The 22,688-nt window shown below is 71.2% G+C and carries 23 protein-coding genes; 16 read left to right on the top strand and 7 right to left on the bottom strand.

Going from position 1 to position 22,688, the window contains the following annotated elements:
- Window positions 1-273 precede the first annotated feature (273 nt).
- The 4 genes from ND450_RS06555 to ND450_RS06540 all read left to right on the top strand — a co-directional run bounded on the left by ND450_RS06555 (window position 274) and on the right by ND450_RS06540 (window position 3,088).
- Window positions 274-1,071 carry a LysR family transcriptional regulator gene (locus ND450_RS06555; protein ID WP_253325257.1) on the top strand — a complete coding sequence of 266 codons (798 nt, stop codon included), beginning with the start codon at window positions 274-276 and terminating at the stop codon, window positions 1,069-1,071.
- Window positions 1,072-1,187: 116 nt separating this feature from the next.
- Entirely contained in the window at window positions 1,188-1,724 is a 537-nt protein-coding gene (locus ND450_RS06550) for a hypothetical protein (RefSeq protein WP_253325256.1), read from the top strand.
- Between the two features lie 112 nt (window positions 1,725-1,836).
- Entirely contained in the window at window positions 1,837-2,418 is a 582-nt protein-coding gene (locus tag ND450_RS06545) for an RNA polymerase sigma factor (protein WP_253327869.1), read from the top strand.
- Window positions 2,399-3,088 (top strand): anti-sigma factor, encoded by a 690-nt coding sequence (locus ND450_RS06540; protein ID WP_253325255.1) that lies wholly within the window; start codon window positions 2,399-2,401, stop codon window positions 3,086-3,088. Before ND450_RS06545 ends, ND450_RS06540 begins: the two co-directional genes overlap by 20 nt.
- Window positions 3,089-3,264: 176 nt before the next feature.
- Here ND450_RS06540 and ND450_RS06535 read toward each other — a convergent pair whose 3' ends face one another.
- Entirely contained in the window at window positions 3,265-4,524 is a 1,260-nt protein-coding gene (locus tag ND450_RS06535; RefSeq protein WP_253325254.1) for a glycosyltransferase, read from the bottom strand.
- Window positions 4,525-4,709: 185 nt separating this feature from the next.
- On the opposite strand from ND450_RS06535, the gene ND450_RS06530 reads away from it, so the two are divergent.
- The 3 genes from ND450_RS06530 to ND450_RS06520 all read left to right on the top strand — a co-directional run bounded on the left by ND450_RS06530 (window position 4,710) and on the right by ND450_RS06520 (window position 8,590).
- Window positions 4,710-6,446, top strand: a complete 1,737-nt coding sequence (locus tag ND450_RS06530) for a glycosyltransferase family 4 protein (RefSeq protein ID WP_253325253.1) — start codon at window positions 4,710-4,712, stop codon at window positions 6,444-6,446.
- A 19-nt stretch (window positions 6,447-6,465) separates the two neighbouring features.
- Entirely contained in the window at window positions 6,466-6,777 is a 312-nt protein-coding gene (locus ND450_RS06525; RefSeq protein WP_253325252.1) for a DUF3099 domain-containing protein, read from the top strand.
- Between the two features lie 148 nt (window positions 6,778-6,925).
- Window positions 6,926-8,590 carry a cytochrome bc complex cytochrome b subunit gene (locus ND450_RS06520; RefSeq protein WP_253325251.1) on the top strand — a complete coding sequence of 555 codons (1,665 nt, stop codon included), beginning with the start codon at window positions 6,926-6,928 and terminating at the stop codon, window positions 8,588-8,590.
- Between the two features lie 42 nt (window positions 8,591-8,632).
- On the opposite strand, the gene ND450_RS06515 is transcribed toward ND450_RS06520, so the two are convergent.
- Entirely contained in the window at window positions 8,633-9,040 is a 408-nt protein-coding gene (locus ND450_RS06515; protein WP_371927671.1) for a four-helix bundle copper-binding protein, read from the bottom strand.
- Window positions 9,041-9,241: 201 nt separating this feature from the next.
- Between ND450_RS06515 and ND450_RS06510 the strand changes: the two genes are divergently transcribed.
- Window positions 9,242-9,625, top strand: a complete 384-nt coding sequence (locus tag ND450_RS06510; protein ID WP_253325250.1) for an STAS domain-containing protein — start codon at window positions 9,242-9,244, stop codon at window positions 9,623-9,625.
- Between the two features lie 17 nt (window positions 9,626-9,642).
- On the opposite strand, the gene ND450_RS06505 is transcribed toward ND450_RS06510, so the two are convergent.
- From ND450_RS06505 to ND450_RS06495, 3 genes are all read right to left on the bottom strand, one after another.
- A complete protein-coding gene (locus tag ND450_RS06505; protein WP_253325249.1) occupies window positions 9,643-10,974 on the bottom strand; it encodes a jacalin-like lectin in 1,332 nt (443 codons plus the stop codon).
- 128 nt (window positions 10,975-11,102) lie between these two features.
- On the bottom strand, window positions 11,103-11,987 hold the full coding sequence (locus tag ND450_RS06500; RefSeq protein ID WP_253325248.1) for a helix-turn-helix domain-containing protein: 885 nt from the start codon (window positions 11,985-11,987) through the stop codon (window positions 11,103-11,105).
- Between the two features lie 26 nt (window positions 11,988-12,013).
- Window positions 12,014-12,817 carry an SDR family oxidoreductase gene (locus tag ND450_RS06495; RefSeq protein WP_253325247.1) on the bottom strand — a complete coding sequence of 268 codons (804 nt, stop codon included), beginning with the start codon at window positions 12,815-12,817 and terminating at the stop codon, window positions 12,014-12,016.
- 155 nt (window positions 12,818-12,972) lie between these two features.
- Between ND450_RS06495 and ND450_RS06490 the strand changes: the two genes are divergently transcribed.
- From ND450_RS06490 to ND450_RS06470, 5 genes are all read left to right on the top strand, one after another.
- The gene (locus tag ND450_RS06490; RefSeq protein WP_253325246.1) at window positions 12,973-13,827 is read left to right on the top strand and encodes a helix-turn-helix domain-containing protein; all 855 of its coding nucleotides are present in this window, start codon (window positions 12,973-12,975) and stop codon (window positions 13,825-13,827) included.
- Between the two features lie 28 nt (window positions 13,828-13,855).
- Complete coding sequence (locus ND450_RS06485; RefSeq protein WP_253325245.1) at window positions 13,856-15,088, top strand: ATP-binding protein; 1,233 nt, start codon at window positions 13,856-13,858, stop codon at window positions 15,086-15,088.
- Between the two features lie 119 nt (window positions 15,089-15,207).
- The gene (locus tag ND450_RS06480; RefSeq protein WP_253325244.1) at window positions 15,208-15,675 is read left to right on the top strand and encodes a cupin domain-containing protein; all 468 of its coding nucleotides are present in this window, start codon (window positions 15,208-15,210) and stop codon (window positions 15,673-15,675) included.
- Window positions 15,676-15,769: 94 nt separating this feature from the next.
- Entirely contained in the window at window positions 15,770-16,708 is a 939-nt protein-coding gene (locus ND450_RS06475; RefSeq protein ID WP_253325243.1) for an NADP-dependent oxidoreductase, read from the top strand.
- A 26-nt stretch (window positions 16,709-16,734) separates the two neighbouring features.
- Window positions 16,735-17,685 carry an alpha/beta hydrolase gene (locus ND450_RS06470; RefSeq protein WP_253325242.1) on the top strand — a complete coding sequence of 317 codons (951 nt, stop codon included), beginning with the start codon at window positions 16,735-16,737 and terminating at the stop codon, window positions 17,683-17,685.
- A 126-nt stretch (window positions 17,686-17,811) separates the two neighbouring features.
- Here the strand turns inward: ND450_RS06470 and ND450_RS06465 are convergent, their stop codons facing one another.
- Complete coding sequence (locus tag ND450_RS06465) at window positions 17,812-18,075, bottom strand: UBP-type zinc finger domain-containing protein (RefSeq protein ID WP_089922550.1); 264 nt, start codon at window positions 18,073-18,075, stop codon at window positions 17,812-17,814.
- 56 nt (window positions 18,076-18,131) lie between these two features.
- Between ND450_RS06465 and ND450_RS06460 the strand changes: the two genes are divergently transcribed.
- The 3 genes from ND450_RS06460 to ND450_RS06450 are packed head-to-tail and all read left to right on the top strand — an operon-like array spanning window position 18,132 to window position 21,597.
- Window positions 18,132-19,799 carry an FAD-dependent oxidoreductase gene (locus tag ND450_RS06460; protein ID WP_253325241.1) on the top strand — a complete coding sequence of 556 codons (1,668 nt, stop codon included), beginning with the start codon at window positions 18,132-18,134 and terminating at the stop codon, window positions 19,797-19,799.
- The gene (locus tag ND450_RS06455; protein ID WP_253325240.1) at window positions 19,800-21,212 is read left to right on the top strand and encodes an ATP-binding protein; all 1,413 of its coding nucleotides are present in this window, start codon (window positions 19,800-19,802) and stop codon (window positions 21,210-21,212) included. It abuts the gene before it with no gap.
- A gap of 37 nt (window positions 21,213-21,249) precedes the next feature.
- Window positions 21,250-21,597: a hypothetical protein gene (locus ND450_RS06450; RefSeq protein WP_253325239.1), complete on the top strand. Its 348-nt coding sequence runs from the start codon at window positions 21,250-21,252 to the stop codon at window positions 21,595-21,597.
- 38 nt (window positions 21,598-21,635) lie between these two features.
- On the opposite strand, the gene ND450_RS06445 is transcribed toward ND450_RS06450, so the two are convergent.
- Window positions 21,636-22,601: a LysR family transcriptional regulator gene (locus ND450_RS06445; RefSeq protein WP_253325238.1), complete on the bottom strand. Its 966-nt coding sequence runs from the start codon at window positions 22,599-22,601 to the stop codon at window positions 21,636-21,638.
- Window positions 22,602-22,688 lie beyond the last annotated feature (87 nt).

The raw sequence follows: 22,688 nt of genomic DNA, 5'->3' as shown, positions 1-22,688 counted from the left end.
CGCCCGTACCCCCAGTTTTCGAGTTGTGCCGAAAGGTCCCTCCCTCGGGGACCGCCGCTCATCGTGGGGGTGGACGTCCGGACTCGACAGTGCACCGACCGGTCACATGTGACCGGTCGGTGCGTGCCCCTGCTCAGTTGTGCCAGTCGTTGACGTAGAAGGTGCCGCCGCCCACCGCGGCCGAGAGGGGCTCGTCACCGGTGTTGAGCGTGAGCGGCAGCCATAGGCAGCGCCTATCGTGGTGCCACACCTGCCCGAGCACAGGAGGGTGCTGTGGATCTCCGCCAGCTGCGGTACTTCGTCGCCATCGCCGAACACGGCACCATCACCGCGGCTGCCACTTCGTTGTTCATCACGCAGCCGTCGCTGAGCCAGCAGATCCGCGTGCTGGAACGCGGCCTGGGTGTGGAACTGCTCGAGCGCGGCCGCGACGGCATCCGGCTCACCGCGGCAGGACGAGAGCTGCTGCCGCGGGCACGCGACCTGATCACGGCCGCCGAGGAGGCGATCACCGCCACCCGGAGGGTCGGCGCGGCCCCGCCCCTGCGGGTCGGCTGCTTCCGCGGCCCGTGGAACACCGCGGACGTCGTCGACGCGCTGCCCGCGGTGCACCCGGTGGCGGTGCAGATCCTGGGCCAGGACGAGGTCGTGGCCGGCCTGAGCACCGGCACCCTCGACGCCGCCCTCGTCCACCACGCCGACGACCTGCCGCTGGAGCTGGCCGAGGTCGAGTGGGTCGCCATGACACCACCGTGCCACCAGCACTCCATGCTGGTGCACCTGTGTCGCACCTGTGGAGGGTTCAAGCCGAGGATCGCCAAACTCGGCGACGGGTGGGACGTCAAGACCCTGATCGACGACGGGCACGGCGTCTCCGTCAGCTTCGTGACGGTCGCGCAGACCGCGAGCCGCGCGATCCGGATGCTCACCCCGCCACCGCGGCGGACCGTCCTGTACTGCTGGACGGACAACACGCCCGCCTCTGCCCGTGGCGCGCAACTGGCCGATGCCGCCGAGCAGCTGTACCACCAGCATGCCGCGCGATACCCGCGGGACTGGCAACCCGCCTGAACTCCGCCGAAGCACCCGAGGTCCTCCACCAGAAACTTCTCCGCAGGTGCATCCGCGGGGGTCGTGCCGGTCGTACCCCTCCTGACCAGTTCCGCACGACGGACAGGAGTGCTTCGATGCGCAATCGCATGATCACCGCCGGTCTTGCCCTGGGGATGGCTCTCGCCGGCGGTGTGTCGACGGTTCCCTCCGCCACGGCCGCGCCCGCCCCGGCGGCTCACAGCGCGGCGTGGGGGAACTTCTTCAAGGGGCGCACCGACCTGACGCTCGATCCCGCGGCCGCGGCGGCGTTGACGTCGCTGGGGGTGAAGGTGAAGCCCTTCCTCGCGGGCAGGACGGGATCGGCGATCAGCTTCGGCATCGTCGGGAACCCGTCCGACGGCACGATCGAGCACATCGGCGGGCTCGTGCTGCAGGCCGGCCACACGCGCCTGTACCTGACCAACTACACGATCGACCTGAACCGCGGGGTGTTGTCCGGCCTGGTGGACTTCCGGCAACGCGCGGACCTCTTCACCCTCGGTGCCGCCACCCCGCAGGGCGTCACGCTCGCCCTCACCCCCGGCGCCGCGTCGGTGCTCAACGGCACCTTCGGCGTCACCGCGTTCACCCCGGGTCTCGTGATCGGCTACGGCAACCCGGTCCTGCGCTGAGCACGCCCCTGTCCGGGCCCGCTCGCGCAGTCGTGAGCGGGCCCGTCGCGGCCGTCGTGCGAACCGGGTCGGCGAGCCCTAGATTCCGTGAGGTGGTGCGATCTTGCCCGCGGTGGTCACCGTGATGGCCGATGCCAGCGAGTCCCTCGACGAGACGACCAAGTCGTTCGCCGCCGGGGAGGACGGTGCGCTGCGCGCGGTCTACGAGCGCTATTCCGCGGCTGTGCTGCGGGTGGCGGCGGCGACCCTGCCGTCGCGGCCGGACGCCGAGGACGTGGTGCAGACGACGTTCGTGACGGCGTGGCGGAGCCGGGAGAGCTTCGACCCCGCCAAAGGGAGTCTGCTCGTCTGGCTGCTCACCATCGCGCGTCGCCGTGCGATCGACGTGCTGCGTTCTCGCGGCCGGGACGAGCACGTGGTCGAGGTGCTCCACGCGGCCGGCGCGGGCACGACGTCCGACGAGCCCGTCCGGCCCGAACGCGTGATCGACAGGCTGGTGATGCTGGAGGCGATCGCCGAGCTGCCACCCCAGCAGCAACGCGTTCTCCTGCTCGCCTTCTACGATGACCTCACGCACGACCAGATCGCCGCGGCCACCGGCATGCCGCTCGGCACGGTGAAAAGCCATCTGCGCCGCGGAATGGCACGACTCAGGCAGCGGTGGGAGGTGGACCGTGGCACACGCCGACCCTGACGCGCTCACGTTGCTGGCGCTGGGCGAACCGGCACCTGATCGGTCCACTGAGGACCACCTGCGCACCTGTGCCTCCTGCCGCTCCGAGGTGGAGGCGCTGCGCGAGGTGGTGGCCCTCGGCCGCGAAGCCCGTGCGGAACTGGACCTGCCCGCACCACCCGAAGCCGTCTGGAACCGCATCGCGGCCGAGACGGGACAGGAGGCGATCGCGCCGGTCGTTCCCCTGCGGCGGCCACCACGCCGCTGGCGCGCGTTCCTCGCCGTCGCGGCTGTGGCGGCCGTGGTCGGTGCGTCCGGCGCGATCGTGGTGGAGCGGGCCATGAGGACCGCTCCCGCGGTCACCGAACAGCTCGTGGCGCAGACGGATCTGGTCCGGCTGGGCACCGCCCCCGACACCGCTCGCGGGACCGCCCAGGTCGTGCGCACCGACGGCCGCACAGTGCTGCGCGTGTCGGTGGACGGAATGCCGGCACCCGAAGGGCTGTACCAGGTGTGGCTCTACGACGGCGCGGCCGTCATGATCCCCCTGGGCGTGCTCACGGGCGGTCAGGCCGACATGCCGATCCCCGCGGGGGTCGACCTGCGGACCTTCGGCGTGGTGGACGTGTCCGCGCAACGGCTGGGTCAGCAGGAGCACGGGGTCAGCATGTTGCAGGGAAACCTCAGCTGAGCCGGCCACGGCGAGCAGGTGCGCTCATCATGCAGGCGTGGTCGTGGCGGGTGACGATGGATTCATGGCTGGACGGGAAGTCGAGGTGCCGCCCACCGCTGAGTGGTCTCTCACCCAGCGGTGGCTCCTCCGGCGACACCGGGCGGCCGCGATGACGAGTGCGGACCGTTCTACCGTCAGGACGCCGGGTTCCGGTCCAGCACCTCCAGCAACCGCGCGGCGCCCCGCTCGGGACCCGCTGCCCGCACGGCGTCCCTCAGCTCCGCGATCGAGCTCGGGTCTGCCAGCACCGCCTTCAAGGCGTTCTCCACGTCTTCGGGTGTGGCGGCGTTGGGATCCAGGCACACGCCCGCACCAGAGCGCTCGGCGTCGTGGGCGATGCAGAACTGGTCGCTGGAAAAGGGCAGGACCACGGCCGGAACCCCCGCCTCGAGGCATTCCGTGAAGGAGTTGTTCCCGCCGTGGTGCACCATCGCGGCGACGTGCGGCAGCAACGCGCGCTGCGGAACGACCGGCTCCACGACCACGCGGGGATCCGCGGCCAGGTCGGCGAGTTCGGCGACCCGGCCACCGGCCGCCACCACGACGGTCAGGCCGGGAACCCTGAGTGCTCCGCGGACCACGGTGCGCAGGACGTCGTGCCTGGCGGACAGGAACGTCCCCAGTGCCACGAGGAGGACACGGCGGCCACGGACCCGGTCGAGCCAGGTTTCGTCCAGCGCCTCGGGAGTCGTGCAGTGGCCGAGGAAGATCCGGGGCTGGTGCTGCGGCAACGGAGGCAACCAGGGCAGCTCCGGGTAGTTGACGACCGCGGCATGGGAGGAGGTCAGCGCGAAGGCACGACGCGGCGCCGGCGTGGCCGGCGAGAACTCCCGCAGGAAGCGGGCGAACGCGGCGGTGAGGGCGAGATCGGTGAGGCAGACCTCGACGAGGAGCAGCTCCAACTCTGCCGGTGTCGGTCGCACCGCGGACGGCCAGGCCTGGGGCAGACCGAAGAACTGGTCGTCCTCGGCGACCAGGTAGCTCGGATGACCGGTGACGTAGGAGACGAACGGCAGGCCCAGCGCGTGCAGTGCGAGTGTTGTGGCGTAATCGATCTGGTCGACGACGTACCAGTCGGGTCGCACGCTTTCCTGCAGCGCGGCCAGACCGCGCCACACCTGCTCCGGCGCGGCGAGCGGTTCCGCTCTCCTGCGGCGTGTCTGCGCGAGCAACGCGGAGGCCGCACCTCCTTCGGTGGCACGGAGAAAACCGGTGAGCTCACTCGCGGAGCGCTGGTCCTGCTCGGTCCGCTCCGCGATCCCGCTGTTCGAGTCGCGCGTGGTTTTCAGTGCTGCGAAAGGAAGACCGCGGGCGAGGTCGGCGAACTCGGGACCACACGCGAACGTCACCTCCCGCGCACCCGCCGAGTTCAGCGCGGCCGCGAACACGGACATCGGCTGGGCGTGGGAGCGAAACGGTGGACTGACAACGACAAACCGTGACACAGGTCTCCTCCTCGTTGCTACTGCTCGAAAATTGTTCGATCCGACCACCCCTTCCGGTTCGAACAACGGATGTGCGGACACATCTCGAAGTACAGCGAGCGCTGCGAGCCAGGAGCGCCGAGAACACCCCGCAGGTGACGGCACCCCACGACCTGCTCTCCCCCTTGCTCCAGGACCCGAGCCCGAGGACCTTCTCCCTGACGTGTGAAGAGGTTCTCGCGACCGTGCGGGAACACGGCGCCGGACCGGTGACCGAAGAACTGCGCGGCGCACTTCTGTCCACGCAGGACCGCGAGCTCACGGTGAGCCTGCTCGACATCGCGACCGTGCACCGCCTCACACCGTTGAGCGCGGAGGAGGCACGTGCCGCCGCCACGGGCCCGGCGTTGTGGCGCTACCTGCACGCGCTCGGCGAGCCGGTGGACGACACACCCCGTTCCCCCTACGAAAAGCTCATGCTCGACCTGCTGCACGACGACATCGCGTTGCCGGTCGCACCACCCGCGACGGGACCCGCGATCGCCCAGGCGATGCTCATCGGCGGCACCGCGCGGCCCGGCGAGGGCGCGAGCGGCGGGCTCAGCGTGTTCCTGTCGTCCCTGGCGGACGCCCTGGTGCGGCGGCACGACATCGGCCGCGTGATCACCGTCGTGCTCGCGCACGAACCCACCACCGTGACCGTCAGAAAGGACCCCGAGCTCGACCACTGGACGGTGCACGTCCCCGTCGACTCGCCGGTGGCGGTCGCCCAGCCCGACATGGCCCGCCACCGGGCGGGGATCACCTGGTGGCTCACCGAGCTCCTGCCGCGATGCGGCCTGTCACCGGAGGTCGTGCACGTCCGCTACTCCGACGACGGATCCCTCGCCGTGGCCGACGCCGCACGCCTGCTCGGCGCGAAGCTGGTGTTCACCGTCACCCCGGACCCGCACCGGCACCTCGCCGAACGCCATCTCGACGACGCCGAGGACCTCACGGCGATGCGCTTCGACCTCCACCGCGTGCGCGCCGCCGACCACCTCGTCGCGCGAGCGGACCAGGTCATCACCATCGGCGGCAAGCAGGACGAGGTGCTGGCGCACTTCCCCAGGCTCACGCCCACGACGGTGACGGCACTCGAGGAAGGAATCACCCCGGCACCCCCGCCGTCCACCCGGTCGCTGGTGCGGGAGTTGTTCTCCCCCTCGGCTTCGCCCCGCCTCGACGCCACCGCCGAAGGGCTGCCCGTGCTGCTGAACGTGGGGCGGCTGCACCCGATGAAGCAGCAGCCCCTGCTGGTGAGGGCGTGGCTGGAGGCAGGCCTGCACCACCGGACCGCACTGGTGATCATCGGCGGCTCCTCCACCGACCGGACACCGGACGAGCAGGCCGTGCTCGACGAACTGCTCGAACTGGCCCGGTCCACGCCCTCGGCACGCGGGCGGCTCGCGGTCCTGCCCGCCTGGTCCAACGGCGACATCAGGCGGCTGCAACACGAACTGGCGGCCAGTCCCCCGCTTTCCGGAGCACCGCACATCTACGCGTGTTCCAGCGCGAAGGAGGAGTTCGGCATCGCCGTGCTCGAAGCCATGGAGGCCGGGTTGCCGGCGGTCGGCCCGCGCCGAGGCGGGCTGCGCTGCTACGTCGACCACGGCGAAAACGGGTTCCTGGTCGACACCTCGACCGCGCGGTCACTGGGCGAAGGGCTCGCACACGTCGTCGGGCTCGGCGCCGCCGCGGCCCCGATCGCGGCAGCCGGGCAGCGCACCGTGCGCCGGCGCTTCCACATCGACGCCGTCGCGGAGCCGTTCGCGGCGCTGTACCGCCGGCTGTCACCGGAGCATGTGACGCAGCAGGCACGAACCGGTCCGGGCACCGCGACGAATCCCTGATGGAGAACGGAGGTCTTCCATGAACTCCCACCGCGGTGAACAGCCTGTGCTGATCACTTCCGCCGCGCCTTCCTATCAGGACCAGCTCACGGCCAGGCGGCGCCGCTACGCCCTCATCATGAGCATGCGCATCCCCTGCATCGTGCTGGCCGTGCTGTTCGCGCAGGTGTGGTGGCTGGCGCTCGGACTCATCCTGCTGTCCGTGCCGCTGCCGTGGATGGCGGTCCTGATCGCCAACGACCGGCCGCCGCGCAAAGCGGAGAAGCCCCAGAAGATGACGCCGTCCCGGCGTGCGCTCACCACCGCAGCTGAGAATCGTTCTTCCCGATGAAGGACATCTCTCAGCTATCCGGCCGTGCTGACGAATCATCGTTGTGCAATGGACCCGGCGTTCGCCTACCGTCGAAGACGGACCGATCGACGATCACCTGCGCCGTCTTCACCGAGGCTGTGGGTCCGGCGTTCTGGGAGCGGAAGTCATGAGTGCCATCACCACGCCGACGAAGCCGGCCAACGCGGCCGCGCGCGTCGCAGGGGCGGCGGCCAACGCTGCCGACGAGCGGTTCCACGCGGCCTCTGGCCTGCGCAAACAGCTGAACAAGGTCTTTCCGACGCACTGGTCGTTCCTGCTCGGTGAGATCGCGCTGTACAGCTTCATCGTGCTGCTGTTGTCGGGTACGTACCTGGCGTTGTTCTTCGACCCGTCGATGACGGAGGTCACCTACAACGGGGCGTTCGAGAACCTGCGCGGGATCGAGATGTCGCGGGCGTTCGCGTCCACTCTGGACATCTCGTTCGAGACCCGTGGCGGGTTGTTCGTGCGTCAGGTGCACCACTGGGCGGCCCTGCTGTTCATGGGCGCGATCGTGGTGCACATGTTCCGGATCTTCTTCACCGGTGCGTTCCGCAAGCCGCGTGAGATCAACTGGGTCATCGGCATCGTGCTGTTCATGCTGGGCGCGATCGAGGGCTTCCTGGGCTACTCGCTGCCCGACGACCTGCTCTCGGGTACGGGCCTGCGGGTGATGGCGGCGCTGCTGATCTCGTTCCCGGTGATCGGTACGTGGCTGAACTGGCTGATGTTCGGCGGGGAGTTCCCGGGCACGGACATCATCCCGCTGCTCTACACCGCGCACATCCTGATCATCCCGGCGATCATCCTGGGTCTGATCGCGGCGCACCTGGCGCTGGTGTGGTACCAGAAGCACACGCAGTTCCCCGGTGTGGGCCGCAAGGAGACCAACGTCGTCGGCGTCCGCATCATGCCGGTGTTCGCGGCGAAGGGCGGTGGCTTCTTCGCCATCGTCGTCGGCGTGATCGCGATCATGGGTGGGGTGTTCCAGATCAACCCGATCTGGAACATCGGCCCGTACAACCCCGCGCAGGTCTCCGCCGGCTCGCAGCCGGACTGGTACATGGGCTGGACCGACGGCCTGGTCCGCATCTGGCCGGCGTGGGAGTTCTACCTGGGCAACTACACGATCCCGGCGCCGTTCCTGCCGTTCATCCTCGGTCTGCCGCTGCTGACCGGTATCGCGGCGGCGTATCCGTGGATCGAGCGCCGGATGACCAAGGACTACGCGCACCACAACCTGCTGCAGCGCCCGCGTGATGTTCCGGTGCGCACGGCGCTGGGCTGGATGGCGATCACGTACTTCATGGTCCTGCTGCTCATGGGTGCGAACGACATCTTCGCCTACCAGTTCGACATCTCGTTGAACCTGACGACGTGGATGGGCCGCATCGGCATGCTGGTGCTGCCGCCGGTGGCGTATTTCGTGGCGTACCGGATCTGCATCGGCCTGCAGCGCGGGGACCGTGAGGTGCTTGAGCACGGTGTGGAGACGGGCATCATCAAGCGCCTGCCGCATGGTGAGTTCATCGAGATCCACCAGCCGCTGGGCCCGGTGGACGACCACGGCCACCCGATCCCGCTGGCGTATCAGGGTGCGTCGGTGCCGAAGAAGATGAACAAGCTCGGCTCGGCCGGTCACCCGGTCGCGGGCAGCACGTTGTCGCCGGACCCGGTCGAGGAGACGGTGGCCCTGCAGAACGCGCGCAGGCACATCCACGCCTCCGAGGGCACCAGCTCGCAGGACGAGGCGAGCGAGCTCGCGGGCAGGCCCTCCGACCCCAGGGACTGACCCCGGCCGGAAGGCACCGGCTCGGGTCGCGGCAGCGCCGGGTCAGCTGATGGTGGTGAGGAGGTCGCGGCACGCCGCTTCACACACCCGGCAGGCTTCGGCGCAGATGCGGCAGTGCTCGTGCATGCCCGCGTGCCCCTCGCACTCGTCACCGCAGGCCTTGCACGCGACCGCGCACGCCTCCAGCAGCGCCCGGCTCACGGTGGCGTCGTACCCGGTGTGCCGCGACAACACCCGAGCCGTGACACCGCAGACGTCCGCGCAGTCCAGGTCCGTGCGGATGCACTTCGTCAGCTCCGCCACCGAGCTCTCGCTCAGGCAGGCGTCCGCGCACGCCGTGCACGCCTCGGCGCACGCGATCAGCGCGTCGATCGTCGCCGCCAGCCTGCCCCGGTCGAGGGTGATCTCCGCGGGGTGGCTCTCCAGCATCGGCATCGTCGTCGTGGTCACGTCAGCCTCCTCGGTCGGGATCCGGTTCCATCGCGGCTACCCCCTCCCGTACCGGCGAACCGCAGGAGCTCACCCCGACCGGCTCGTCTCGCGCCGGTCTTGCGGTCGTCGCCGAGACGAATAAAATCTTTGCCCGCAAGCCCGGCACGCTGACGCGTGCCCGTTCCGACGTCAGGCCGCGAGAGCGATGGGAGCGCTACCGTGACCAACACCCTTTCCTCGCCGCTGCACGTGCAACGTGAAGTGGAAGGGCTCGCGATAGTGGTGCGGGCCACCGGCGAACTCGATCAGAGCACGGCGCCGGCGTTCCGCGCCGAGTTGCGCGCCGCGCTCGCGATGGCGACGTCGTCGCTGCCGGTGGTGGTGGACCTGACCGGAGTCACGTACTTCGGGTCGATGGGTCTCAACGAACTGCTCGCCCACCAGCGGCTCGCCGACGCGGCCGGTGTTCCCTTCCGGATCGTGGCGGCGCATCGGGCGGTGCTCCGGCCTGTCGAGGTGTCGGGTCTCGACCAGGTGCTCGACGTGCACCCGGACGTGGAGCGGGCCCTGCTCCCCCGGCAGCGCGACCGCTCCGCCGGGTGATCTGAACCCGCCCGCGGTCACGGCACCCTGGTGAAGATCACGCCCAGCGCGTCGACCTCGCTTCCCGCACGTCCGTGGAAGCCCGCGATCTGCCAGCCGTCCGGTGCCGTGAAGGTGGTGGAACTCGACGTCGTGCCACCACCGGAGAGGGTGCGGCCGGTGGTGGTCGTGAAGCTCGCGTGGAAGATCCGCGTGTGCCCGTCGCGCTGACCTGAGTGCAGGGTGAGTGAGCGCAGGTGCTCGCCCGGCGCCAGTGTGAGCTCGTGGGCCGTGCCACCGCTGCCGCCGTGGCTGAGGGCTGTGCCGTCGTCGAACGCGAGTCCCACCTGGTCCACTCGCGTGCCGGCGCGCAGGCTCACCTTCGTGACGCGCTGTGCGAGGGGAACCGCGGGCACGTCGGTGAACGCGGTTCCGTGCGGGCCTCCGAAGGGGTCGGTGAGGGACAACGCGGGATCGAGCGTCCAGCGGAGGTCGGCCGCGATCGGGTAGTGGTCGGAGAGCATCTTGTCGTCCGCGGTGCGGAAGGCCGCGTTCTCGTTGGCGTAACGAACTAGGTCGAGCATGATGTACCTGTTGCCGCGGAACAGGATCTTGTCGACCACCTCGCAGGCGTCCGTGACGGCGCGGTCGTCGCACACCAGCGCGGGGCTGCCCGCGGCGGGTGGCACGCCGCCGCGCTCCTCCCGCACCCAGGCGTCGGTGAGGCCGTTGGCCGTCACCAGTTCGCGGATGTTGTCACCGGAGCGGGTGTAGCGGGTGTTCGTGTCACCCGCGATCACGACGGCGTTGCCCGCGGAGTTCTCGCCCACGAACCGGGAGAGCTCGCTGATGTTCGCCCGCCGGGCGGCGAGGTCGGCCTCGGTGTCCCCGGCGTTCGCGTGCACGTTGTAGAAGTCGACGAACACCCCCTCGGCCAGGCGGATCCGCGACCAGGTGAACCCCTTGGGCGTCAGGCAGTCCGTGCCGTTGCACCGGTCCCAGCGGTCACGGGTGAAGTCCGAGTACGCGTTGTCCGACAGCGTGTTGAGCCCGTCACCGAACGGGACGCCCCCACTCGTGGGGGTGCGGAACGGGTGGGTGTTGTTGGCGTAGAGCGACGCGTGGTAGTTGAAGTCCTCCTGCACGTGCACCACGTCGTACGGCCGGATCCTCTGGCCGATGATCGGCGTGTTGACCCTCGGGTTACCGCTGGACAGGCCTTCCGGCAGCCCCGCGACGTTGTAGCTCAGCACGGAGAACGTGCCGGTGGCCGGTGGCGCCGCGGCGGCGGTACCACCCGCGATCGGCACCGCGCTCACCACCAGGAAGCCGATCGCCGCAACGGTTCTCGTCAACTGGACCACACGCATACCGGAACTCCTCGCAGGGTGGGGAGCAGGACGCCGCGAGGCTAGAACAACACGAGACAGTTTCACATATCACGGAGATGACAACATCGTGTGCACATCGCAACGGCGATGACCACGGGGAGTGGCAGTCAGCCGGGTGCCCGGGCCCCGGTCGCCGGGCTCTCCTGGCCTGCCGCCCACGACGCCAGCAGGGCCAGGCCGTCCGCGGCCACCGTGCCGGCGGGCGCGGTGTAGACGGTCAGGACCAGACCGGGATCGGCGGGCATCTCCAGCGACTCGACGTCCAGGTCGAGCCGGCCCACGACCGGGTGGTGCAGGCTCTTGTGCCCGGACCGGCGGAGCCGCACGTCCTGCGACGCCCACCGCCGCCGGAACAGCTCGCTGCGCGTCGACAACTCACCGACCAGGGCGATCAGCTCCTCGTCGTCCGGGTCGCGGCCCGCTTCCATGCGCAGCTTCGCGGCCACGTCGCGGGCGATGCGGTCGTGGTCGACGAAGAACGCTCGCGCCGCCTCGGGCTCCAGGTAGACGAACCGCGCCGTGTTCGCCGGCCGCCGGAAGTCGGCCAGCACCGGCGAGAACAGCGCGCGGGCGAGACGGTTCGCGGCCAGCACGTCGTAACGGCCGTTGCAGATCCACGCCGGTGCGTCGGTCATGGCGTCGAGCACCTGCTGAAGCGCAGGACGCACCGGTACGGCGGGCCGGCGGGAGCGGCCGGGCGCGCTCGACCTCCGTGCGAGGTGGAACAGGTGGTCGCGCTCGGCCTCGTCGAGTCGCAGGGCGGACGCCACCGCGTCGAGCACCCCGTCGGAGGCGCCGGCGAGACCGCCGCGCTCCATCCGCACGTAGTAGTCGACCGAGATCCCCGCCAGCAGAGCCACCTCTTCGCGGCGCAGTCCCTTGACCCGCCGGTTGCCGCCGTAGGCGGGCAGTCCGGCCTCCTCGGGCGTGATGCGCGCGCGGCGCGAGCTGAGGAACCCCTTGACCTCGGTGCGCTGGTCGATCTCGGCCACCCCTGTTCACGGTCGAAGGGAGGTGTCTAGGTACCCGACGCGGTCGTGGCGATGCCGCCGTCGACGGGGATGACGGTACCCGTGAGGTAGGAACCGGCCCGGCCGGCCAGGAACACGGCGACGCCCGCCATGTCGTCGTCCCGGCCCAGGCGGCGCAGAGGGGCCTTCGCGACGATGGCGTCGCCGACGGAGTCGAGCGTCGACGCCATCATCTCCGACGGGAACGGTCCCGGCGCCACCGCGTTCACGGTGATGTGCTGCGGGCCGAGTTCCCTGGCGAGCACCCTGGTGAGCTGGTGCAGACCCGCCTTGCTGCTGGCGTAGGAGTAGTTGGGGGACGCGGCGACGTGGACGGCGGCGATGCTGCCGATGTTGACGACGCGCGCGGGGTCGTCGGCGGTGCCGGCCCTGCGCAAGGCCGGGAGCAGTGCCTGCACCAGCCAGAACGGCGACTTGAGGTTGAGGTCGAGCACCTCGTCCCAGGCCTCGTCCGGGAACGTCTCCAGCGGCTCGCGCCACATCGCTCCGGCGTTGTTGACGAGGACGTCGAGGCGGCCCGACTCGGCGGTGACGAGATCGGCGAGGCGCCGGCACTCGTCGTGCCGCGCCAGGTCGGCGGGGATCGCCAGGACGTCGCCGAACTCGGACAGCAGGTGCCGCGCCTGTGCGCACCTGTCCGCCTTGCGCGAGCTGATGGTGACGCGGGCGCCCGCCTGCAGGAGGCCGCGCGCGATCATCATCCCGATGCCGCTGGTGCCGCCGGTGACGAGGGCGTGCTTCCCGCTCAGGTCGAAGAGCTCCGCGTGGGTGGTGAAACGGTGGTCCGCCATTGGTGTTCGTTCCTTCTGCCGTGGAGGCGTGCTCGACCAGGTTCACAGGCGTGCGGGACGTCCGGGAGACCCTGCCGGGACAGGTACTGCGAGAACCCCTTTCCAGGACTGGCCCGATCGAGAGCCGCATTTGCTCCATAAGGGACACTGGCGTCATGGCGTTGCAGGATCTCGGCGCGGAGGTGCGCCGCTTGCGCGAGACCACGGACCCCGCCGCGATCGGCCTGCCGGCGGGGCGGAGGCGGGCCCGGGGTGTGCGGCGGGAGGAGCTCGCCGAGCTGGCCGGGGTGTCGGCGGACCACGTGCGGCGGCTGGAGCAGGGGCGACGGCACCCGTCGGCCGCCGTGGTGAACGCGATCGCCCGTGCGTTGCGCGTGGGGCCGGCCGAGTACGAACGGCTGTGCGCCCTGGCCGGGTACGCCGCGGCGGACGGGCGGGTGCCGCGGGAGGCCGGGGCGGCGGCGATGCGGTTGCTCGAGCGGTTCCCCGGCACCCCGGCGTTCCTCACAGACGCGGCGTGGAACGTCGTCGCCGTCAACGGTGCCTGGATGGCCTTGGGGGCGGGCAGGTCGAACAGGGTGGCGCGGGACTGGAACGTCGCGTGGCGCACGTTCTCCAACGCCCACCGCGAGATCAGCCGCGGGGACGACCACGCGGCGGCGTTCCGCGCCACACTCGCCACGCGGCTGCACAGCACGTTCCTGCGCTACCCCGGCGACGAGCCGCTGGCCGAACTGGTCGACGAGCTGCGGACCACCAGCCGTTCGTTCGACGTGCTGTGGCGTGCGCCCAAAGCCGTTGCGGCCTATGACGACCGCGCCGTGTTCCGGCATCCCGGCCTGGGTGACATCGCGCTCGACGGCACGTTGCTCGACGTGCCGGGGGACAAGCTCCAGGCGGTGGTCTTCACGGCCGCGCCGGGATCGGGTGACGCGGGACGGCTCGGCGAGGCCGTCCGCGCCTCGGCCGGGCCCGCGATCGTCAGGGTGGGACAACCTGGCCCAGGCTGATCGCCCCCGCTGAGGTGATCCTGGGGCGGTGTTGATCAACACCTCGCTCCGGGACGCACGCCTGGTGGGCCGGGAAGCCGAAGTGGCGGTGCTGGACCGGGTGCTGGCCGGTGCCGGGCGCGTGGCCCACCTGCACGGGCCCGGCGGCATCGGGAAAACGGCGCTGCTGCGTCACTTCGGACGGCAGGCGCGCCTCGCCGGGCGCGAAGTGGTGGAAGTGGACGGACGGCTGAACGACGACCGGCACCGCGTGGAGGAGGCCGCCGCGCTCGCGTGCGTCAAGTCGGACGTCGTGCTCCTGATCGACGCGGCGGAACGGTGCCGGCACCTCGAACCGTGGCTGCGCGACACGTTCCTGCCCAGGCTCGCGGACGGCGCGGTCGTGGTGCTCGCGAGTCGCGCCTCCCCCGATCCCGAGTGGACGCTCGATCCCGGCTGGGCCCGGCTCTTCACCGCGGTGGTGGTGCGCCCGCTCGACGCTCGCGCGTCCCGGACGCTGCTCGCGCACCGGGGCCTCGCCCCGGACCGGTGGGACGCCGTCCTCGCCTTCGCCGGGGGCAACCCGCTCGTGCTCTGCCTCGCCGCCTCGGCCGGCGGGTGGGAACCCGGCGGCGACGTGCTCACGACGCTGCTCGACCGGCTCGTGGGCGAGGTGCCGGATGCCGCTCACCGGCTCGCGCTCGACGTCCTCGCGCAGGCCGGTGTCATGCGCGAGTCGTTGCTGCGCAGGGTCTTGGACGACGAGGACGCCGCGACGACGTTCGCGTGGCTGCGGCGGCAACCGTTCGTCGAGAGCACCGCGGACGGGCTGGTCCCCCACGACGCCGTGCGGGCCGTGCTCGACGCCGACCTGCGCTGGCGCGACCCCGGGCGGCACGAGGACCTGCGGGCCTCGGTGACCCGCGCGGCCGAGCCCGATCGCCTGTCGCGCAAGGCTTTTGAGGAAGGCGTGGTCACCGCGTTGCGCACGTGGCGGACTCCGCGTGAGTTCGCGACCAGCGTGCTGCTGCGGTCGCACCTGGTGCCATCGGACTCGGCCGACCCCGTCTCGGACCTGCGCGGTGCCATCGGAGCGGCCGTCGACGCGTTGCGGGTCGATCCCGCCGGGGTCAAGGCGCACGACGCCCTTGTCGCCACCTACATCGCGGCGTCCGGCACGCACCGGGCCACCGCGCGCCGGCTGGGCGTGCCGTACGGCACGTACCGGCGCCATCTCGCCGCGGCCAAGGAGCGGCTCGTCGAGCACCTCCTGGCCCGGTGAGGTGAGCACTGCTGGACACAGGTGGACACGTCGGGGACGTGGCAACCGGACACCGTTGCACACCAGGGTTTCCGCACGAGGGAACGGCGCCGCCGCGCCCCACCGACCGGAGGACGACCTTGAGCATCCCCTACCTCGCCCAGCGGGAGGACCAGCAGCGGCTCGAGTGGATCGGCGGGAGCGTGTTCAGCGTCCTGCTCGACGCCGAGGCCACCGGCGGGCAGCTGACGGTCGGCCGTTTCGACGCCGGTCTGGGCGAAGCGCCGCCGTGGCACCTGCACACCAACGAGGACGAGGTGTTCCTCCTGCTGTCCGGCTCCGCGCTGGTGTGGGCGGGCGACGAGGAGCACGAACTGCGCGAGGGCGGCATCGTCTTCCTGCCCCGCCGGATCCCGCACAGCTACCGGATCACGTCCGACCGGGCGGACCTGCTGCTCATCTCCACGCCCGGCGGGCTGGAGAAGATGTTCCGCCACGCCGGGCGTGACCTGCGAGAACCTCGTCCCGAAGGGTTCGAGATCCCGCTGTCGCTGCTCGCCGAGGCCGCCGGACTCTCCGGCAACGTCGTGCTCGGCCCTCCCCGCTGACGTGCCGCACGTCACTTTGCTTCGAATTCGAAGCAGGTCTACCGTCAGTCCCAGTTGCTTCAAGTTCGAAGCAAACGGCAGAGGGAGAGCAGTCATGAAGGCAGTGCGTTTCCACGAGTTCGGCGGCCCCGAGGTCCTGCGGCACGAGGACGTCGAGCAGCCGGCGCCCGCGGCCGGTGAGGTCCTGGTCCGCGTCACGGCCACCACGTTCAACCCGGTCGAGGGCAACATCCGCCTGGGCGTCATGCAGGGACCGATCCCGGTCGACCTGCCGCACACCCCCGGCCTCGACGTCGCCGGCGAGGTCGCGGAACTGGGCGAGGGCGTCGAGGGCCTCGCGGTCGGTGACGAGGTGATCGGGTTCCTGCCGATGACCAAGCCCGGCGCCGCGGCCGAGTACGTCATCGCGCCGGCCGCCGCCCTCACCCCGGCGCCCGAGGGCGTCCCGCTGGCCGACGCCGCCGCGCTGCCGCTGGTCGGACTCACGGCCTACCAGGCGCTCTTCGACCACGGTCAGTTGGAGGCCGGGCAGCGGGTGCTGGTCAACGGCGCGGGCGGACCGGTGGGCGGTTACGCCGTCCAGCTGGCCAAGCAGGCAGGAGCGCACGTGATCGCCACGGCCAGCCCGCGCAGCGCCGAGGCCGTGCGGGCCGCCGGTGCCGACGAGGTCGTCGACCACACCACCACCGGCGTGCTCTCGGCAGTAACCGAGCCGGTCGACCTCGTGCTCAACCTCGCCCCGGTCGACCCGGACGTCCTGGCCGGGCTGCCGTCGGTGGTCCGTTCCGGTGGCGTCGTCGTCAACACGACGATCTGGATGCCCGCCCCCACCGACGAGGAACGCGACGTGCGCGGCGTGAACCTCTACGTCCGCAGCGACGCCGAGCAGCTGGCGAAGCTCGTGGCACTCGTCGACTCCGGTGACCTGCGGGTCGACGTCGCCCGGCGCGTACCGCTCACCGGCCTGCCCGAGATCCACGTCCAGGCCGCGTCCGGCGAGGTCCGCGGCAAGGTCGTCGTCCTGGTCGCCTGACCACCCCACCCGAAGAGGAGCACGCCATGTCACTCGGTCTGGACCCCGAGATCGCCATCGCGCTGGCCCCGATGGCCGGCGCGATGGCGGAAGCCACCCCACCGGCCGTCGGCGACGTCGAAGCGCGCAGAGCCCTGTGGGAACCCATCATCGGCGCCGCCGGAACCGCTCAGCCGATCCCGGCCGACGTGACCACGACCGACCACCACGCCACGGCGGACGACGGCGCCCAGGTCACGATGCGCTGGTACACCAAGGAAGGCGCGGAACCCGGCCCTGCCGTGCTGTTCTTCCACGGCGGCGGCTACATCTTCGGCCACGTCGACCTGTTCGACGGGCCGGTCTCCCGGTACGTGTCCGCGAGCGGGGTGCCGATGCTGTCCGTCGAGTACCGCCGCGCGCCCGAACACCCCTTCCCCACCCCGCTCGAGGACGCCTACACCGCGTTGCGCTGGCTGCACGACCACGCCGCGGACCTCGGCGTCGACCCCGCCCGCATCGGCGTGATGGGCGACAGCGCCGGAGGCGGGATGGCGGCGGCGCTCGCGATCCTCGCCCGCGACTGCGGCGGCCCCGCCATCGCCCGGCAGGTCCTCGTCATGCCGATGCTGGACGACCGCACCACCGAGGTCGACCCGCACGTCGCGCCCTACGCCCTGTGGTCCTACGACGACAACCTCACCGCGTGGCCCGCGCTGCTCGGCGACGCCGCCGGCGGACCGGACGTCCCGGCCACCGCGGCACCCGCCCGGCTGGTGGACGCGACGGACCTGCCGCCCGCCTACATCGAGGTCGGCCAGCTCGACGTCTTCCGCGACGAGGACCTGGCCTACGCCGTGAAGCTCAGCCGCGCGGGGGTTCCGGTCGAGTTCCACCTGCACCCCGGCGCACCGCACGAGTTCGACTCGATCGCCTTCGAGTCCGATGTCGCCCGGCGCGCCGTCGCCGACCGCGTCCGGGTGCTCAGGTCGATCTGACCGCCGGAGCACGTCGTCGGTGTGGCAGAGGGTCGAGATCGCCGGGCGGCACACGGTGATCGTCAAGCCTGCTGACCCCGCGGCACCGGCGCTGTGCCCTGGCCGGACGTCACCGTCCGGAGCGGGTCACACGAGCGTGTTGTCCACGAAGCACCAGCGCCAGGTCTCCCCCGGCTCGAACGAGCGGATGACCGGGTGGCCCTCGTCGGCGAAGTGCTTCGAGGCGTGCTTGGCGGGCGAGGAGTCGCAGCAGGCGACCTTGCCGCAGCCCAGGCACAGCCGCAGGTGGACCCACCTGCCGCCGACCTTCAGGCAGTCCTCGCAGCCCTCCTGCGTGGACGGGGTGGGCTCGGCGCCCAGCTCGGCGATGTGTTCGCACTTGGTCGTCACGAACTGACCGTACCTCGGTTGCGGCCGGCGGCCGGATGTGGTGTTTGACTGGACGCATGACGACTGCCGGTCGCGTCGCGCGGCCTTCGATCCTCACGGTGGACGACGACCCCGCCGTGTCGCGGGCGGTGGCGCGCGACCTGCGCCGGAAGTACGGCGAGCAGTACCGGGTCGTGCGCGCGGAGTCCGGGGCGCAGGCGCTGGAGGCCCTGCACGAGATCAAGCTGCGCGGCGAGGAGGTCGCGGCGCTGCTGGCCGACTACCGGATGCCGCAGATGAGCGGCATCGAGTTCCTCGAACAGGCGATGGACGTGTTCCCGCAGGCGCGCCGGGTGCTGCTGACCGCCTACGCCGACACCGACGCCGCGATCCAGGCGATCAACGTCGTCGACCTGGACCACTACCTGCTCAAGCCGTGGGACCCGCCCGAGCAGAACCTCTACCCGGTGCTCGACGAGCAGCTGCGCGCGTGGGCGGTGAGCGACCGGCAGCCGCCGCAACGGGTGCGGGTGGTCGGGCACCGCTGGTCGCCGCGCTCCTACGAGGTGCGCGACTTCCTGGCGCGCAACAACGTGCCGTTCCGCTGGCACGCCCTCGACGAGCCGGAGGCGCGGTGCCTGCTCACCGCCGCGCACCAGGACGGCACGACCCTGCCCGTCGTCGTCACCGCGGACGGCAAGGCGCTGGTCGACCCGTCCGACGCGGAACTGGCCGCCGAGGTCGGCCTGAGCACCGAGCCCTCGGCCGACTTCTACGACCTGATCGTCGTGGGCGGCGGGCCGGCGGGACTCGGCGCCGCGGTGTACGGCGGGTCGGAGGGCCTGCGGACCGTGCTGGTGGAACGGATCGCGACCGGGGGCCAGGCGGGCACCAGCAGCCGCATCGAGAACTACCTGGGCTTCCCGGACGGCGTGTCCGGTGGGCAGCTGACCGAACGGGCCCGCAGGCAGGCGGTCAAGTTCGGCGTCGAGCTGCTCACCACCCGCGACGTCGTCGCCCTGGAACGCCGTGGCGCCGCGCGCGTCGTGCGGTTCGGCGACGGCACCGAACTCGCGGCCCACACCGTGATCCTCGCGACCGGCGTGTCCTACCGGCTGCTCGACGCGCCGGGACTGGGCGCGCTGACCGGCCGCGGCGTGTACTACGGCGCCTCGACCACCGAGGGCCCGAACTGCGCGGGCCAGGACGTCTACCTCGTCGGCGGGGCGAACTCCGCCGGGCAGGCGGCCGTCTACTTCTCCGGCCACGCGCGCAAGGTCGTGCTGCTGGTGCGCGGCGACTCGCTGGAGTCGTCCATGTCGCGGTACCTGATCGACCAGCTCGCGGCGATCCCGAACGTCGAGGTGCGCACGCACACCGAGGTCAGCGGCGGCACCGGTGAGGACCACCTGGAGACGTTGACGTTGCTGCACAACAAGTCCGGCGAGACGACGACGGTGCGGGCTGGCTGGCTGTTCGCGTTCATCGGCGCCGCCCCGCGCACGGACTGGCTCGACGGCACGCTGGAACGCGACGAGCACGGCTTCCTGCTCGCGGGCCCCGACCTCGGCGGCACGCCACCCGGCTGGGACCTCGACCGCGCGCCGTACCACCTGGAGACGAACCTGCCCGGCGTGTTCGTGGCGGGCGACGTGCGCGCGGACTCGGTGAAGCGCGTCGCCTCCGCCGTCGGCGAGGGCGCCATGGCCGTCACCCTGGTCCACCGCTACCTGGAGAGGTCGTAAATGGACAGGCTCACCGCGGCCGAGCTGCGCACGCTGTTCCTCTTCGAGAAGCTCGACGACGCCCAGCTCGACTGGCTCGCCGCCCACGGCCACGTCGAGACCCGCGCCGCGGGCACGCCGGTGATCACCGAGGGCGAGCCGGCGACGTGCTTCTTCGTGCTGCTCGGAGGAACCGTCGCCCTGAGCCGCACCATCGGCGGCCAACGCATCGAGGTGAGCCGCAGCGACCTGCGCGGCTCGTACTTCGGCGCCACCCAGGCGTACCTGGAGCTCGACCAGCCGACCTACCAGATGACCGTGGAGTCGATCACCGCCACCTCGATGCTGCAGTTCGACGCGGACGAGATCGGCCCGATGATCCGCACCTGGTTCCCCATGGCGATGCACCTGCTCGAAGGCCTCTTCTGGGGCATGCGCAACACCCAGGCCACCGTCGGCCAGCACGAACGCCTCACCGCCCTGGGCGCCCTGTCCGCGGGCCTCACGCACGAGCTCAACAACCCGGCCGCCGCGGCGGTCCGCGCCACCGCCGCCCTGCGCGAACGAGTGGCCGGCATGCGGCACAAGCTCGCCCTCCTCGCGCAGGGAGCCCTCGACCCCGCCACGCTCCCCTCCCTGGTGAAGCTGCAGGAGAAGGCGGTCGAGCAGGTCGCCAAGGCCCCGAAGCTCAGCCCGCTGGAGACCAGCGACGCCGAGGACGAGGTCTCCGACTGGCTCGACGACCACGGCATCACCGGGGGCTGGGACGTGGCGCCCGTCCTGGTGGCGGCGGGTCTCGACGTCGAGTGGCTCGAGAACTCGCTCCGAGCCTGCCCGGTCGCCGTCACCGGCTCCGCCGTGCACTGGCTCAGGTACACGGTCGAGACCGAGATGCTGATGAACGAGATCGAGGACGCCACCACTCGCGTCTCCACGCTGGTGGGTGCGGCCAAGCAGTACTCGCAGATGGACAGGGCCCCGTTCCAGGTGGTCGACGTGCACGAACTGCTCGACTCCACCCTGGTCATGTTCGGCGGCAAACTCGGTGACGTGCGGGTGGTCAAGGAGTACGACCGCACGCTGCCCGCCATCCCGGCCTTCGCGGGCGAGCTCAACCAGGTGTGGACCAACATGGTCGACAACGCGCTGAGCGCGATGGGCGGCGCCGGGACGCTGACCGTGCGCACCTCACGGCAGGACCGGCACCTGGTGGTGGAGATCGGTGACACCGGGCCGGGGATCCCGGCCGCGGTGAAGGACCGGATCTTCGAGCCGTTCTTCACGACCAAGCCCGTCGGGGAGGGCACGGGGCTCGGACTGGAGATCTCGTGGCGGATCGTGGTGAACAAGCACCAGGGGAGCATCCGGGTGGAGTCGCGGCCCGGGGACACGCGGTTCCAGGTGCTGCTGCCGTTGGAGGTTCCCGCCGCGTAGGGACCAGGTCTGGTGGAGCGCCAGCTAGGGTGACCGCGTGGGCGTCTCCCTCTACTACACGGCTCGCCGCGCGACCTCGCTGGCCGATGCCGAACTCGCGGCGGTCGGCCAGGTCGTCGACACGTACAACGCGAACGCGCCGTTCTCCTCGGAAGAGGAAGGCCTGTACCTCTACGACCGGCTGGAGCCGGGAACGGTGCTCGACGGGTCGACCAAGATGCCCTCCGCGGACGACCGGGCGATCCCGTCGCTGGTGCACTGGCTGGCCGCGGTCACCGCGCTGCGCGGCGCGGTGCCGGACGCGGACTGGACCTTCACCCTGGACGACTACGAGATCGAGTGGGACGACCGCGCCGGCTACCACCTGCCCGGCCTCGGCGACTGATCCGCGAAGCCGGTTCCTCCTGAACCGCTCGCCGGGTCTCAGCCCGATGTCGTGCCCGGCACGGCCGAGCGGCGGGCGTGCCGGGCGAGGACCTCGTCCAGGCGGGAGCCGACGTCCCGGCAGTTCGCGCGGACGACGTCGAGGAACGCGGCGAGCACGGGCGAGGTGTCGTCGGCCCGGAACGACAGCTGCAGGTCCGGGAGGCGGAAGTGCGGCGTGACGTCGCAGAACCAGACGTCCCCGCGCGTGATCAGCCGCATGCGGGCGGGTCCGAGGCCCACTCCGACGTGGCAGGCGGCGAGGCCGATGATCGTGTGCACGTCCCGTGACGTGGTGGCCGCCGCCAGCGCCGCGGTGTCCGAGGCGAACATGCCGCGCAGGTGAGCGGCCACCGCCGGTTCCTGGTCGGGAGCGGACATGATCAGGTGCTCGGCGGCCAGCTGCTCGAACGTGATCTCGGCACGCCCCGCGAAGGGGTGGGAGGTGGCCACGACGGCGATGAGGTGATCGGCCCCGATCGGCACCGTGACGAGACGTTCCGCTCCCGCGCCGCGCGGGTTGCCGCGGCCGACGGCGACGTCCAGGTCGCCCGCGACGAGCGCGGCCGCCGCCTCCGGGCTGCTCATCTCGCGCAGGTCGAGCCGCACCTCCGGCCTGCTCGCGCGGAACCGGCCCAGCACGCCGGGCAGCGGGTCGAGCAGGGCCGAGCCGATGAACCCCATCCGCAGCAGCCCGGTCTCCCCGCGAGCGGCGCGGCCGGCTTCGATCGACGCCGCGCTGATCTCGTCCAGTGCCCGGCGAGCCCGGTTCAGGAAGGCCGTGCCGGCCGCGGTCGGGAACACCCCTCGCGGCGTGCGGTCGAACAGCCGCTGGCCGACCTCGCGTTCGACCGCGGCGATCTGAGCGGACAGGGGTGGTTGGGCGATGCCCAGGGACGCGGCCGCACGGCCGAAGTGCTGGTGCTCGGCCAGAGCGATGGCGTACCGGAGGTGACGGGCTTCCACTCCGCCGATCATACGTAGGAAGTATCGCGGTGCCCCATGTCAGATATGGGAGTGGATGACGGCATCGGGAGCGGATGAGCTGGGACC

Origin of the sequence: Lentzea sp. HUAS12, assembly GCF_024125735.1 — a bacterium.
Lineage (GTDB): Bacteria > Actinomycetota > Actinomycetes > Mycobacteriales > Pseudonocardiaceae > Lentzea > Lentzea albida.
Note: the sequence above shows the minus strand (reverse complement) of the source record. Positions and strands in the feature narration are given on the sequence as shown.